Below are 13,494 nucleotides of genomic sequence, written 5' to 3' on the forward strand. Positions count from 1 at the left end.
GGAATTTCATGATGCTACGCATAATTGCTATGCGTACAAAGTCGGGTTTGGCCACGAACCCGTATTTAGAAGTTCGGATAACGGCGAACCGTCAGGCACTGCAGGCAGGTCGATCCTCGAGGCACTTGACAAGTATGATCTGATCGATACGACTATAGTCGTCACCCGATATTATGGCGGAATCAAGCTCGGTACGGGCGGGTTGAGTCGCGCCTACCGTGATACTGCACTGGCTGTGATCGAATGCGCCGGCATCATGTCCAGGTACATCACGAAACGGCTGAAGTTTGTCTTCGAACATCAATTCACGAATGTTGTTTTGCGAACACTCTCTTCAGATGTATGCAGCATTGTCGAGAGCCAGTTTACGGATGTCGGCACGGTGATTTGCGATATCCGCGAACTTTCGGTAGACCAAATTAGGCAGACGCTCATTTCGGCCACGAATGCTCGGATAGAGATTCAGGAACTCGCCTGAGTTACTTGACAAATCGCTGATTCTCCATATATTGAATGAGAACTTACCTATAGCGTTAAGAGACGTTTGATACAGGCCGAATTATATAGAACAAGAACTCTCAGATAGCATCTGGCCGACAATTATAGGAGAAGTAAAGATGAACATCCATGCAGACGCACGCACCATCAGACAATCCGTTTATTTGGCTCTAGTGCCAATCTTAATCATGATTCTCGGCAGCTCTTCCGCATGGGCTCAGGATGCCGGCATTCCAGATACGTGCCGATATGAGCCTGCAGCCAGTCTCTGGCAGGTCGAGACGGAAGCTGACACGGTTTTCTCGGTCGAGTTGTGGGCATGGACCGATGCCGCAGTTATGAAAGGCGCTTCCCTCGGCTTCAGAGTCTCAACCAGCACGGGCGGAGGAACCGGTCACGACGACTCACTTCTCATTGTCGATACTTTCATAGTCAATCCGGAGTTAGCATCGATACCATTCACGGCCTACCTGCGAAGCCTTCTTGACACATCTTTGGACCCGGGTGCTGCGGATTGGGGATATAATGGCTACGCTGTCGGTTTCCTCGGCACTGAAAATCCGATTTTCCCGGCGGGAACGCCAACCAAGCTGGGCGACCTTTATCTGAAACTGCTCGATCTTTCTTCGTTGCCCGATTCATTCGATATTGAGGTAGATTCATCATACTTCCCGCCCGCGGGACCGTTCAAATTCTCGCCTGCCGAGGCAACAGGTTATCCTCCTCGGTTCGTGAAGGCGGTTATCAGCGTCGTTCAGGGAATCTGTATCGATTCGGACGGCGACGGATTCGGCGATCCGGGTCACCCTGAGAACAATTGTCCGGATGACAATTGCCCGAGTGTTTACAACCCTGAACAGGAAGATTCGGATGACGATGGAGTTGGCGACTCCTGCGATATCTGCCCGTTCCATGTCGCCGATGACTGCTGCAGTCCGACAACGGGCAATCTTCCCCCGTCGGTGAGTTCGCTGACGGAGATTTCGGCAACTCCGGGAGCTGGACCGTTCGTATACGTCGCGACGGCTACAGATCCCAACTGTGACGGCACAGAACTCAATCTAAGTTATGAGAATATTCCGTCATGGTGCATGGTCGCAGGCGATTCAATCAGCGGACTCGCTGAATGCGATTATGTCGACACTTCCTTCACAGTCATAGCATCAGATGGAGAGCTTGATGACACGATTGTGGTGAGCCTTCTGATCGACCTGTCGAATCAGCCACCTGAGATCACCGATCCGGCTGATCTGCGAATCGTGCAGAATCAGACCCTGTTTGTATTCTATCCGACAATCGTCGACCCCGATGATCCGGTGCATACAATCTCCTATCCGGAATTCCCGCACTGGTGCGAAGTTCGCAATGATTCGGTGATCGGCATCGCTCCCGATACGATGTTTGTGGAACCGCTGACAGTCATAGTTGAAGACTACTGCAATGCTGACACTTTGACCTTCTCGGTTTCCATTTATGTTTGCGGCGATGTTGATTCCAGTGGCAGTGTTGATATCGACGACGTCGTTTTCCTCATAAGCTACATTTTCGCGGGTGGACCTGCGCCGGAGCCCATCGAATCCGGTGATGCTGATTGTTCGGGAGGAATCGACATCGATGATGCGGTATATTTGATCACGTATATATTCTCTGGCGGCACTCCGCCATGCGATACGAATGGCGATCAGATACCTGATTGCTAACATCTGAAGAGTTCGTAAAACTGACGAAACTGAGATGGCTCGCGTTATGCACCGCACTGATCACGGCTGCTTTAGTCAGTGCGGAGATGGCAGATGCCGGCAGGAAGATCCACTCGGATGCCGCCGCAATTGTCACGAAGTCACTTGATTCGTTGCAGCAACACGCCGAGGACAAATCCCCTGCGTCCGGAGAGGAGATAGATTGGAAATGTTTATCCTCCGGTGGTACGCAAAGCTCTGATGGGTCCTTTGTGATCAATGGTACCTTCGGCCAGCTTGCGGTGGGAACATCGTCCGATGGCACATCCGACACTCGTCATGGTTATTGGCAGAATTTCGCGTACAAATGGGAGTGCGGTGATGTCAACATGAGCGGAGACATCGACATCGGAGTCATTTGCGGCTCCAAAATCGATGCCATCTTCAGCAAGACCCCTGAGGACTCTGAAAGCGCCCTCGGTCTGACCCGTGAGAGCGTACCCACATGCAAGATTATACCAGCTCACGAGACTGTGGGGATTAATGTCAATTGCACTGGCGGTGTGCTGCACGAAGAGGCTGTAATCCTGATTACGGTATGCTTCAGCAGCCTTCTGTTGGTGTTCGCCATAGGTCAGTTCGTTCTCCTGAGCGATCACCGCGCTCGATGCAAGTACCAGTAGAAGTGTCACCAATGCTGCGAATCTCATTTGGACTCCGGAGTCAGATTAGCATTCACTATGACGGATTCGGCTCACAATCATCAAGAAAACGGCAATCCGTCGTCCTGTCTCTATAACTGCAAGCAATATTGATTGTTTTAGCGGCTGTGTCAAGTGGGTGTTGTTGCGAAATTGTTGCGAAATCAAAGCGAGTATTGAAGCCACGCTCTGCGCTACGCCCGATCGCGAAAATGACAAAACGGCATGAAGCGCCGATGATTTGTGAGCTTGGTTCAGGAAATCCGCGGATTTCGAGAAGCTGGCAGACCATACTTCTCGGCGAATTCCACCAATAGTCACTTCATCATTATATAGGGACATATCCCATTCGCGATTCTGTCAATGAGCAATCCTCCTCTGAGTCAGACTCAAGGTGTACTTACCACTTGAGTTTCTGAACAGTTTAGCTATATTTGCATGTTATTCCGGAAGCTTGGAGGAAAATGTAGTTTTGCAGAAAGGGATGAAATGTTCGAGAACAAAGTTAAAGCGATAAGCGTCAAGCCCAGGAAATCTGTGTCACAACTACTTGCCGACATGTCGAGAACCGGATTCCAGGGCAAGAGCCTTGCAAGAACGGTTGAAGTAATAGAGAAGATGGTCAAGGACAAGAAAACATCGATAATGCTCGGCTACGCTGGATCGCTTTCGACAACAGGCCAGTGGAAAATCATCAATTGGTTTCTCGAGCAGGGCTTTGTCGATATTCTTGTCTCTACCGGTGCGAACATCTCCGAGGACATTGTTGAAGCAATGGGATTGTCCTACTATCAGGGACATCACGTTACCGATAATGTGAAGGCATTCAAGGAAGGCTATAACAGATATTACGACGTGTTCGGCAAAGAGAAGGACTACATGAAAATGACCACTCTGATAGCCGATTTCATGGTGACGCTCGATGAAGCTCATGGATACTCGTCGCGTGAATTCCTGAATCTGTTCGGAAAGTGGCTCCTGAAGAAGAAGGTCAACAGCATAGTGGCTACAGCCGCAAAAATGAAGGTGCCGGTATTCAGTCCGGCAATAATCGACAGCCCGTATGGTGATGCCGCCCTCGTCGCGAAGAGTCAGAAGTTCAGCCTTATTCTTGACGGAGTCAAAGACTACACAGAATTTATGGAACTTGCACAGCAGGTTAATGATACAGCTGTAATCTATATAGGTGGTGGCGTACCGAAAGACTTCATCCAGCTATTCGCCGTGACCTCAGATCTTCTGTACACAGACAGGAAAGTGCCGGGGCGTAAAGGCGGCGTCCAGCGTCCGGGCGACAGCGATGAGACATATTACCCACACAGATATGCAGTCCAGATCACGACTGACTCGCCTCAATGGGGGGGTCTGTCCGGATGCACCTTCGAAGAAGCAGTCACATGGGGTAAGGAACGGCTGGATGGTGAATTCGTTCAGTGTTACTGCGATGCGACAATCGCTCTGCCGATAATATCCCATGCATTGGCTGAAAGGGTCAAGTCGAAGCGCAAAGGCAATCGACTTGCCGACCGGTTCGCCTAACATCTACTCCTCGGCTCCGTTTAGTGATCGCAGGGGCTGTGCTCCTGCGTTTCTTCTTGGATGCTCAGAGGTACAGCCTCTGAGCGCACATCCATAGTAACAGAGAGATTGCCACGTCGCTTTGCTCCTCGCGATGACGGATTCTATGCCTCACAGGACTTTTTCAACAAGCCCCTCCGCGGCTGTGATACCGCTTGCCGCTTTTCAAACGCTCACTGAACATGCGAGATAGTTCCGGATATCTACAGCCCCTTTGAGGTAGGCGACAATCTCCCGCCAATAATCCACAAGTTTTGGCTTTCTTTCGTGTCAATGGTGTGGTAATGTCTATACAAATGGTGACTCACGAAAATCTGGACGAGCGCGAACTTGTCCAACGGGCAGCCACAGGCGATAGATCCGCATTCAAGGCAATCGTAGACTGTTTCGGAGCCAGGGTTATCAACCTCGCAAACAGGATCACCCGCAACAAAATGGATGCGGAAGACATTGCGCAGGATGTTTTTGTCGAGGTTTACCGCAATGTCGGCAATTTTCGAGGAGATTCTTCACTGTCGACATGGATACTCCGCATAGCACACAATCGATCGCTCAACTACCTTCGCGACAAGAGACCATCGAACACGGTATCTCTCGACACCGCCAAAGGGCAAGATGATCTCCCCCTGCTGAATGGGCTTCCGGGGAAGGAGTCTGATATTCCTGACCGCGCGCTGGAGATTGAGCGGAATCGGTCAATTCTTTACGATGCGATAGCCGAGCTTCCGGAAAAGATTGCTAAGCCGTTCACACTACACAAGCTGGATGGCATGGCATACGACGAGATTGCACGTTTCCTCGGAATATCGCTGTCGGCGGTCGAATCACGGATTCACAGGGCGAAGATTCGTCTCCAGAAGGACCTTGCAAAGAGATTAAAGAGATGAAAAAAGCCGCAAGTTACTCAGGAAATGTGTGTCTATAGCATAGATGGAGGTTGAATGTGACAAACTGTAAGCTCATAGAAAGAAATCTGATCGACTTTCTGGACGGGAATTTGAGTCCGGAATTGATGAAGCAGATGTCCGAGCATATCGAATCCTGCCCGGCCTGCCGAGAGCTTGCGCAGAGCTTCGCTTCTGTCTGGAAAAGCGCCGATCAGCCCGATGAGATTGAACTTCCTTCCAGATTCTGGGCGTCGATTCAGTCGGATATTGATGAGATCGATTCGAGGCGGGAGAGTAAGTCAATTTTCGGGAGAATCATTCCTATTTTGCAGCCGATCGCAGCCGCCGCGGCGGTGGTTGTCGTCGTTCTTCTCGGGAACAGCTTTGGAAAGGTTCCTGCTACGGTTTCACAGAGCACTTCAGAAGCTGTTGGCCTTTGGGACGAATATGAACTTGATGCTTTTGATCAATTTCCGAGCGGGTCGATGGTTGATCTCTATTTCAACACGGATATAGGCGTGGGGGATCAGTCATGAAGCGAAAACTTATCATATATGCGCTTGCGCTGCTGACGATCTTCAATATCGCGACCCTTGCCACTTTCGGATATCATCGGTGGTCGCTGGAGCGTGATATGCAGAGATTTGCACCCGATGATCCCGGACTAAGTCATATTGAAGAACTGGGACTCGACTCGAATCAAATCTCAGCCATGAAAGAGGCGCGCGAGCGGTTCCGTGAGGAATCCGAGACTGTTAATTCCGAACTCTTTGAGCTGCAAAATACTATGTTCGATTTGATGCACTCTGATTCTCCGGACACATCTGCAGTATTGGCTCTTGTGGACAGCATAAGTGCAGTGCAGAGTGTTCTTCACAAAATTGCGATCCGACATATGCTCAATGAAGGCAATATACTGACCCCTGAGCAACGTGAACAGCTCTTTAATAGATTTAAGAATCAATTGGGCAAGCGCTGGGAGAAACGGCGCGGAATGAACCGAGGCAAAGGGATGCACCGACCGCCGTTTGGTATGAATATGCCGGGAGGATTCGGACTTCCGGGTGGGCAATTCGCAGAGCCGTGTGCAAATCCGAAACATTTTTTCGAAAGCAAACCGCCTGTCTGTCCCGATGGGCGCGAAAATAGAAAGTACGATAGGACTGACGTCACCAATCAAAGTACTTATTCGAATGAAACAACTGACAATCCACCGAACAGTGGATCTGTCGAAGGAGGTATGTGAGATGAAGACGAGAAACATGATTGTGTTGATCGTAGCGGCGCTGTTTATCTTTGGTAGTGTGACGGCGTACGCACAGAAAGGCATGGGCTCAGGACATGGTAAGGGCGATCATGGGCAGGGCGGATTCGGACCCGGCATGCAGGATGAACTCGCACTGACACCCGATCAGACCAAGCAGATTCAGAGCATGCATGTCGAAATGAAGAAGAAGCTGATCCCGATCGAGGCTGATCTGGAGCTGGCGCAGCTGGAGCTTCACGAACTGATCAGGAGCGGAGCTAACAAGACTGCAATCGACACCAAGATTGATGCCTTGGCTGCTATCAAGGCCAGTATTCAGAGAATCAAAATCGGTCAGATGGTACAGTTCCGTAATATGCTGACTGAAGAACAGAAAGCTAAGTTCGATTCCAGGCCGATGCACCGTGGAGGCAAAGGCGGAATGCGTGATGGCCGCGGATCAGGTCGCGAGATGGGCAATGGAGATTGCCGGTTCTTCGGAGATGATGGACGGAGATCGGGCAACTGCATCTGGCTGGGTGATGACGATAACTAATGTTTCCCTTGGAAGGGTAAAAGAGGTCGGAGTTCAATAGGACTCCGGCCTTTTTCGTTGGGTTGAAAAGCTTAGGTTGATGCCTTGAGCGATACACTTAGCGCAGAGATTGGTTTCGACAGCTCTCTCACCAGCCCGGAAAAGGATCGTCCGAAATGGGGAAATCAGCGCTTGACATCTTGCACGACTTTGCTATATCGTGTTCTTGAGTCTCAATGACGCGCCCAGAGAAGGCAAGATGAATGACCAAATGGCTGACGATCAAGGAAGCAGCGGAACATCTAATATTGGGCTGTTCGGCCCCCTACAAGATGATTCGCGAAAGCCGCAGTCCGGTCGATGGATTGCAGGCTGGTTTATACAGTCTTCAAAGGAGGAGATGACAAATGAAAGAACTCGGCTGGAAGGAAGCAATAGTCAAAGCGCTCGAGAAAAAGAACGAGCCGATGCATTATACAGACATAGCTCAGGTTATCGCAGACGAGGGCTTGAAAAGGAAATTTGGAGCAACTCCCGCGGCTTCGGTTGCTTCAACTATTTCCTTGTCCCTGAATAACGACGGCGATAAGACGCCTTTCGTCAAAGTCAGTCGGGCGTATATGCACTCAAAACGCCGGTGAAAACACCAGCGGGCGGGACAACCGCACCGGAGGAAGAAAAAGGAGACACTGGATTCGTCAATGCATTCGGAATGTATTGGAAAAGAGCTAACGTGCTTTGGAACAAGACACCGAAGCTTCTAGGGCAACAACAACCCGTCAGCGATCCAGTGGACTTCTGCCAGCAGAAAGGCGTCTATCTTCTGCATGATGGCAACAAAGTGGTATATGTAGGCAGGACCACAGACCAGTCGCTGGGGCTTCGTTTGAAGCAGCATATCTCTGACCGCCTCAATGGGCGCTGGGATCGCTCTTCCTGGTTCGGGATATTTGGGGTTTTGGATGACGGAACTCTTTCGACAAATGCTGCCGAGACCTTCAATATTGAAAACTTGATAGCCACGATGGAAGCCTTACTAATCGAGGGACTTGAGCCGCCACAAAACCGCAAGCGCGGCGATGACTTCAGTGCGGTGGAGTTCCTTCAGGTAGGGGACCCGGAAATCCGAAAGAACCAAACGCTGGATCTTATTGAAGAGCTAAAAAAGAGAGTGTGATGCCAAGACAAGGAGCACCCGTTGACACCGGATAGGGAGTCGTCAGAATATTCTCGCTTTTGCGAGCGTCTGCCCTTCGCTGCGCTCATGCGGGTAGTGATCCTGAGCCATATAGTCACATAAAACAAAGGGCTGCAAAAATGCAGCCCTTGCTTCTTCATATCGTCAGTCCGATCACCCGACAAACAGACCATTTATGAGCGAATCGCGTTGAGCTGTCCTGTCGTCGATCAACCTCGATAACATCATGGGATAAGTGACGGCATTAATCAATGACTGCGAGACCCTTGTCTGCTCACGCCTTCTGCTTCCAGACTCGGTATCGAACTCATAACTGAAATCCCAACCGAGCAGCATCACGCGCGCCCCCATGCCGTTGAGTTTCTTGACCAGCGAAACGTAGTCACCATCACACGCAACAAGTACGACAACATCAAACTGCCGATGATAGGCGAGATCGAGCGACTCCACAGATAGCAAAACGTCGACGCCCTTTTCCACCGGCCGTGGATAGTTGGTCTCGTCGAGCGGCAGATAGTGAGTCAGGATTCCTGTCTTAATCAATACATCGTCGAAGATACGCTCTTTTTCGAGTTGATCTGTGGCGGAAGCCGTCTGTGCCGATAATCTGCCACGGAAATAGTGGGCCTCAATAATGTGGCAATACTGTTCTTCGACATCCTCTAATTCTGCTACTTTCGCGCGAACAAATGCGTGAATACCGTCAAATGATAATCTTGCTTTCCTTCGATGCCCGAACTTATAGAAGTTGCTTACTTTGAAGAAATAACTACCGTCATAGAATATCCCGATGCGTATAAGTTTGCCCGTTCTGCGTTCAGCCATTGAGCCTCCTCTCGGTTTGAAGTTTCTTGAGTTCTAACTCTTCGTCGTTGTGATTGTATCTCGAATAATGACAAATGTCCAGTGTATTCGATCAAGTTCTCCGATCAGATATATGCAATCGCGTCCATTTCAATAGCCGCACCCTTCGGAAGACGGCTCACTTCTACAGTGGCTCGTGCCGGTGGGTCAGTCGTGAAGAAACCGGCATACGCCTGATTGAATTCCTCGAAATTATCCATGTCGGTCAGGAATACGGTAATTTTGACCACTCTGTCGAGGCTGGAGTCGGCGGCATCGAGAACCTCCCGAAGATTCACGAGTATTCGCTCTGTCTGCTCTCGCACCGTACCATTGAGCAGTTTTCCCGTCGCCGGGTCTATCGCTATTTGTCCGGAGCAGAATACCAGTCGACCCGAGTCGATCACAACTGCCTGTGAGTACGCTCCAATTGCAGCCGGCGCATGCTCAGTCGACACGATCCTTTTAGCCATACGTCACTCCTTTCAGAGCTTCAAAGATACTCTGAGCAAAGGCTCGTGTCAAACTGCAGTTTTGGATTGACCGGAACTTCTGACCGATTCTGCCGGGAATATGGTCGTTGGAGGCCTCAGTTTCGCCGAGCACGGGATATATCATTTTTTCGACATGTAGTTATCGGGACCCATTAGTACGGTGAATTCTCGGAGGAATCTCTCGTCGTACGCCGCGCCCTTGTTGTACATCTCTTTCAAAGCCGGGTAGCTACCCATCGCATTTTGATAGACCCTCCTTGTAGTAAGGGCATCAAATACATCACAGATGGCCACAATCTTGCCAAAATCGTGAATTTCATGACCTGCAACGCCGTACGGATAGCCGGAGCCATCGATTCTCTCATGATGCTGGAGTACGGGGTAATATGCGGTTTCCGGTATAATATCCGACTCCTTCAGAATCTCCTGACCCCACCTCGGGTGTTTCCTGATGATCTCGATTTCGGCATTATTAAGCGACGACTTCTTCTTTAGTATTCTCTCAGAGATTCTTGACTTCCCGACATCGTGAAGTAGAGCACCCTGGCCAAGTGTCTTTAGTTCATCGCTGTTCGTAATCCCGAGTTGATTCGCAAGGGCAATGGCAAAAGTGCAGACATTGACCGAATGGGTGTAAGTGTAATAGTCGAATGATGTGATCCTCATCAGATTCAAGAAAGCCTCCCGCCCGCTTAGAACATAGGAGACCTGCGTTGACACCAGTGATTGGGATCGGTGTATGTTTTCGCCGAGGTTGGGATTGGCCAGCACATCCTTGACCAATGCCTTGGATGCGTCATATACGATCGCCGCTTTCTTCTCCTCTTCTATGAGAGGATCCTGCACTATTCTACTCAGGTTCGTTTCGATATATCTCTGATATTCCCCTTTGGCAGTTACGGGCACAAAGAGCTGCATGACGTTATTTCCCATAAGCTTCTGCCTGGTTCTTTCGGTAAACGGCAGTAACTTTGATCGATAGAGCACCATATCGCGGCCGAGCCGTATGAAGAGATCGAAATCGAGAATGGTATCGATCATCAACGACTCGAGATATATGGGCAGAAATGGGTTAACCCCGCTTACAGCCGGTTTTTTCGTGCTGAGCGCCATTTGTAAGGATTATCGGTATCAAGACGAAACGCATTATGCCACAAAGCAGGAAATCCTGCCGGGAGGCAGGATTTCTACGCAAAGCGGGTAAGTCAAGCCACTACTATGTGTAGTTTTTGATCATGAGAAGTACGCTTTGTAGTGAGGAAGAAATGTTTGTGAGGGTTTTACTATATCTTTTCAATAGTTCGGAATATTGCCATCTCATCGAAAAGGCTTTCGGAGGGAAGTCAAAGATATCAAGAAGGGTGCTCTTGTAAGTCTCATCGAGATATCTCACAACATAATACACATAGTCTCCGACATCCTCTCCTTCGACTTCTCCGCAGGAAAGCTTGTCGCGGAATCCTTCGACCTTCTCAAGAACCACAGTCCCTAAGCACCAGGGTGTCATTATTACACCGAGGTTGTTGGCATCGGTGTAGAACGAACGGACTGTCTTCAGCAGAATCTTATGAATCAGCATCTGGGAGCGGTAGAATGAGACCGTTTCAAGATTAGCCGGGTCGGTGTCGGCCAGCTTTGACTCATATTCCCGGTACCTGGCTTCTGACCGTTTCCAGAGTTCCTCAAGAAAGGAGTAATATTCTTCGATGTAGACTTTGACGTTCTCGCTGAGCGTCATTATATAGAACCCTTCGTGATCACGCTTGATCTTCGGTTCCGTGAATCCTTCGAGTCTTTCTGTCGGGAAGCCTCTCTTCAATTTGCCTGCTAACATGGTGCCGCCTCCTCGCGATTGCTGATGCATTCCGGGTATCTCTTAAGCAATGGATGTGCCGTCTGACAGAGCCAGCTTTGGCCACCACCATTTGAGCCTTCCAACCGATCTTACCCTGTGCTGATATTCAGGTTAGCCTCCATGTTCAAGGTCTGAACACTTGCTGACATCGGGGATAAGTGCGCACAATTCTGCTCAATATTGCCTGCAGGTGTGAACGAGACTGCAGCTTTTTTGCTCGCAAGGTTTGACTTGAGGGGCAAAGCCGTATATATAGACATCATGGCTAGAGCGCTTGCGATAGATTATGGGAGAAGAAGAATCGGCCTTGCGTATTCAGATCCGGATCAAATAATAATCTCTCATCGTGAGACAATTCTGATAACCGGTATGAACGATGCGGTCAGGAAATTGTCTCAATATATTGAGCAGCATGAAATCGGCGAAGTTGTGATCGGTTTCCCGTTCAGGGAGGATGGCAGCGCAGGCGAGTTGGGCGCTGAGATCGAATACTTGAAATCGGCTCTGTCGAAGAAACTGCCGGGACTGACGATTGAATTTGCAGATGAGCGGTATACATCGTATTTGGGCGCCAAAATTGTTCATCTGAGTGGAAAGAAAATAGGCGACGATAAGGGCAGAGTAGATGCGGCGGCGGCCGGTATTATACTTGAAGACTTCATGAATCGAGACCGAGGCGAGCGTTAGCATGCAGAACATCTCTGTGGGTGACATTATATCCTGGGCTCTGTTTTCAATTCTAATACTGATTTCCACGATTTGCTTCATTCCGCTGAAGATTCTCTCATATCCGGTCAGATGGATTCGAAGGAGTATTGCATGAAATCCATCAGAGTGATCCTCGTGGTTTTGCTGATAATCGCAATCCTATCAGCCGCCTATATTGTCATATGGTTCGCTACTCACCCGTTATCCGGGTCAGAATCCGCCAGCCTGTTCATTCATCCCGGCGATACAGGGACTCAAGTCGCGAAGTGCGCGGACAGCCTTGGACTGGTTTCCTCCGTCAGAAGTCTCAGGATTCTCAGTATCCTGACAGGCTTGGACAAGAAGCTGCGAGTCGGCCGGTACGATTTCACGCCGGATCACTCACGCCTTGATATCTACAGGATGCTCAGAGATGGGAAGGCGGTTTCGATTAAGGTGACGATCCCGGAAGGACTGACGCTGAAGCGGATTCTCTCAATCCTCGCCGATTCCACTCACAGCAGTCACGATGAGTTCCGCAGGCTTGCGGCGGACACTGCATTTATTGAGACACTTGGATTTCATACTGAATCACTCGAGGGCTATCTCTTCCCCGAAACCTATCTGATACCCTGGGGCGCTCCTCCGCCGTACACTGTCAAGGCAGTTACCGACAACCTAAACAACTTTCTGGTCGACTCGCTCAAGAATCGAATGCGGGAGATCCATTTCAGTTTGCATGAGACTTTGACGCTGGCATCGTTGATCGAGTCTGAAGCGCGCGATGGCGAGGAACGTGAGCTTATATCCTCCGTCTACCATAACAGACTCAGACAAGGAATGCTGCTGCAATGCGACCCGACTGTGATCTATGCGCTGGGTGGATTAGACAGAGCTCTACTCCTCACGGATCTGGAAATCGACTCGCCTTACAATACATATAAGTACTCCGGACTGCCTCCGGGTCCTATCTGCTCTCCGGGGTCAGCATCGCTTTTGGCCGCTCTTTATCCGGCTGAAACGAGGTTTCTATTCTTCGTTGCCGACGGTTCAGGCAAGCACATCTTCTCGGAAACACTGCAACAACATAATACAGCAAGAAGCAGAGTTAAAGCAAATCGATGATGTCGCGCCTTCCCGGCTCTCCTGCTGCGAGCGACCGAGCACTCTGAACAGAACATCAAATTCGCGTCCTGAAGTTCGATCTCCGATCCTCCATCGACACTCGAGTCATAAAACTCGCCGGAGATACCTAACAAGCTGATCCACTTGTGCCGATTAAAAGAGTACTTA

At 49.9% G+C, this 13,494-nt stretch carries 14 protein-coding genes and 1 pseudogene; 11 read left to right on the forward strand and 4 right to left on the reverse strand.

The window, feature by feature from the left end; translation table 11 throughout:
• The 9 genes and pseudogenes from KKH67_13380 to KKH67_13420 all read left to right on the forward strand — a co-directional run.
• Positions 1 to 478 (forward strand): YigZ family protein (locus KKH67_13380; protein MBU1320173.1); only part of this gene is annotated, 478 nt, incomplete at its 5' end.
• 139 nt (positions 479 to 617) lie between these two features.
• Positions 618 to 2,198 carry a hypothetical protein gene (locus KKH67_13385; protein ID MBU1320174.1) on the forward strand — a complete coding sequence of 527 codons (1,581 nt, stop codon included), beginning with the start codon at positions 618 to 620 and terminating at the stop codon, positions 2,196 to 2,198.
• Complete coding sequence (locus KKH67_13390; protein MBU1320175.1) at positions 2,192 to 2,860, forward strand: hypothetical protein; 669 nt, start codon at positions 2,192 to 2,194, stop codon at positions 2,858 to 2,860. The genes KKH67_13385 and KKH67_13390 overlap by 7 nt, the downstream gene beginning before the upstream one ends.
• 507 nt (positions 2,861 to 3,367) lie before the next feature.
• Complete coding sequence (locus KKH67_13395; protein ID MBU1320176.1) at positions 3,368 to 4,417, forward strand: deoxyhypusine synthase family protein; 1,050 nt, start codon at positions 3,368 to 3,370, stop codon at positions 4,415 to 4,417.
• A gap of 323 nt (positions 4,418 to 4,740) precedes the next feature.
• Positions 4,741 to 5,343: a sigma-70 family RNA polymerase sigma factor gene (locus tag KKH67_13400; protein ID MBU1320177.1), complete on the forward strand. Its 603-nt coding sequence runs from the start codon at positions 4,741 to 4,743 to the stop codon at positions 5,341 to 5,343.
• Positions 5,344 to 5,399: 56 nt separating this feature from the next.
• Positions 5,400 to 5,879, forward strand: a complete 480-nt coding sequence (locus tag KKH67_13405; protein ID MBU1320178.1) for a zf-HC2 domain-containing protein — start codon at positions 5,400 to 5,402, stop codon at positions 5,877 to 5,879.
• Positions 5,876 to 6,589, forward strand: coding sequence for a Spy/CpxP family protein refolding chaperone (locus tag KKH67_13410; GenBank protein ID MBU1320179.1), 714 nt, complete (start codon positions 5,876 to 5,878; stop codon positions 6,587 to 6,589). Before KKH67_13405 ends, KKH67_13410 begins: the two co-directional genes overlap by 4 nt.
• Before the next feature lies 1 nt (position 6,590).
• The gene (locus tag KKH67_13415) at positions 6,591 to 7,145 is read left to right on the forward strand and encodes a Spy/CpxP family protein refolding chaperone (protein ID MBU1320180.1); all 555 of its coding nucleotides are present in this window, start codon (positions 6,591 to 6,593) and stop codon (positions 7,143 to 7,145) included.
• 446 nt (positions 7,146 to 7,591) lie between these two features.
• A pseudogene (locus KKH67_13420) lies at positions 7,592 to 8,301 on the forward strand (hypothetical protein).
• Positions 8,302 to 8,475: 174 nt separating this feature from the next.
• Here the strand turns inward: KKH67_13420 and KKH67_13425 are convergent.
• The 4 genes from KKH67_13425 to KKH67_13440 all read right to left on the reverse strand — a co-directional run bounded on the left by KKH67_13425 (position 8,476) and on the right by KKH67_13440 (position 11,493).
• The gene (locus KKH67_13425; GenBank protein ID MBU1320181.1) at positions 8,476 to 9,147 is read right to left on the reverse strand and encodes an NYN domain-containing protein; all 672 of its coding nucleotides are present in this window, start codon (positions 9,145 to 9,147) and stop codon (positions 8,476 to 8,478) included.
• A gap of 104 nt (positions 9,148 to 9,251) precedes the next feature.
• On the reverse strand, positions 9,252 to 9,638 hold the full coding sequence (locus tag KKH67_13430) for a RidA family protein (GenBank protein ID MBU1320182.1): 387 nt from the start codon (positions 9,636 to 9,638) through the stop codon (positions 9,252 to 9,254).
• 141 nt (positions 9,639 to 9,779) lie between these two features.
• Positions 9,780 to 10,700: an HD-GYP domain-containing protein gene (locus KKH67_13435; protein MBU1320183.1), complete on the reverse strand. Its 921-nt coding sequence runs from the start codon at positions 10,698 to 10,700 to the stop codon at positions 9,780 to 9,782.
• A gap of 175 nt (positions 10,701 to 10,875) precedes the next feature.
• On the reverse strand, positions 10,876 to 11,493 hold the full coding sequence (locus KKH67_13440; GenBank protein ID MBU1320184.1) for a hypothetical protein: 618 nt from the start codon (positions 11,491 to 11,493) through the stop codon (positions 10,876 to 10,878).
• Positions 11,494 to 11,706: 213 nt separating this feature from the next.
• Here KKH67_13440 and ruvX point away from each other — a divergent pair, with 213 nt between their 5' ends.
• On the forward strand, positions 11,707 to 12,201 hold the full coding sequence (gene ruvX, locus KKH67_13445; protein ID MBU1320185.1) for a Holliday junction resolvase RuvX: 495 nt from the start codon (positions 11,707 to 11,709) through the stop codon (positions 12,199 to 12,201).
• 132 nt (positions 12,202 to 12,333) lie between these two features.
• Positions 12,334 to 13,326, forward strand: coding sequence for an endolytic transglycosylase MltG (gene mltG / locus KKH67_13450; protein MBU1320186.1), 993 nt, complete (start codon positions 12,334 to 12,336; stop codon positions 13,324 to 13,326).
• Positions 13,327 to 13,494 lie beyond the last annotated feature (168 nt).

The organism is Candidatus Zixiibacteriota bacterium (genome assembly GCA_018820315.1).
Lineage (GTDB): Bacteria > Zixibacteria > MSB-5A5 > JAABVY01 > JAHJOQ01 > JAHJOQ01.

Bases quoted from the DNA above. Each gene is read 5' to 3' on its own strand.
- KKH67_13385 (MBU1320174.1), top strand. From the start codon at position 618: ATGAACATCCATGCAGACGCACGCACCATCAGACAATCCGTTTATTTG.
- KKH67_13395 (MBU1320176.1), top strand. From the start codon at position 3,368: ATGTTCGAGAACAAAGTTAAAGCGATAAGCGTCAAGCCCAGGAAATCT.
- KKH67_13400 (MBU1320177.1), top strand. From the start codon at position 4,741: ATGTCTATACAAATGGTGACTCACGAAAATCTGGACGAGCGCGAACTT.
- KKH67_13410 (MBU1320179.1), top strand. From the start codon at position 5,876: ATGAAGCGAAAACTTATCATATATGCGCTTGCGCTGCTGACGATCTTC.
- KKH67_13415 (MBU1320180.1), top strand. From the start codon at position 6,591: ATGAAGACGAGAAACATGATTGTGTTGATCGTAGCGGCGCTGTTTATC.
- KKH67_13425 (MBU1320181.1), bottom strand. From the start codon at position 9,147: ATGGCTGAACGCAGAACGGGCAAACTTATACGCATCGGGATATTCTAT.
- KKH67_13430 (MBU1320182.1), bottom strand. From the start codon at position 9,638: ATGGCTAAAAGGATCGTGTCGACTGAGCATGCGCCGGCTGCAATTGGA.
- KKH67_13435 (MBU1320183.1), bottom strand. From the start codon at position 10,700: ATGATCGATACCATTCTCGATTTCGATCTCTTCATACGGCTCGGCCGC.
- KKH67_13440 (MBU1320184.1), bottom strand. From the start codon at position 11,493: ATGTTAGCAGGCAAATTGAAGAGAGGCTTCCCGACAGAAAGACTCGAA.
- mltG (MBU1320186.1), top strand. From the start codon at position 12,334: ATGAAATCCATCAGAGTGATCCTCGTGGTTTTGCTGATAATCGCAATC.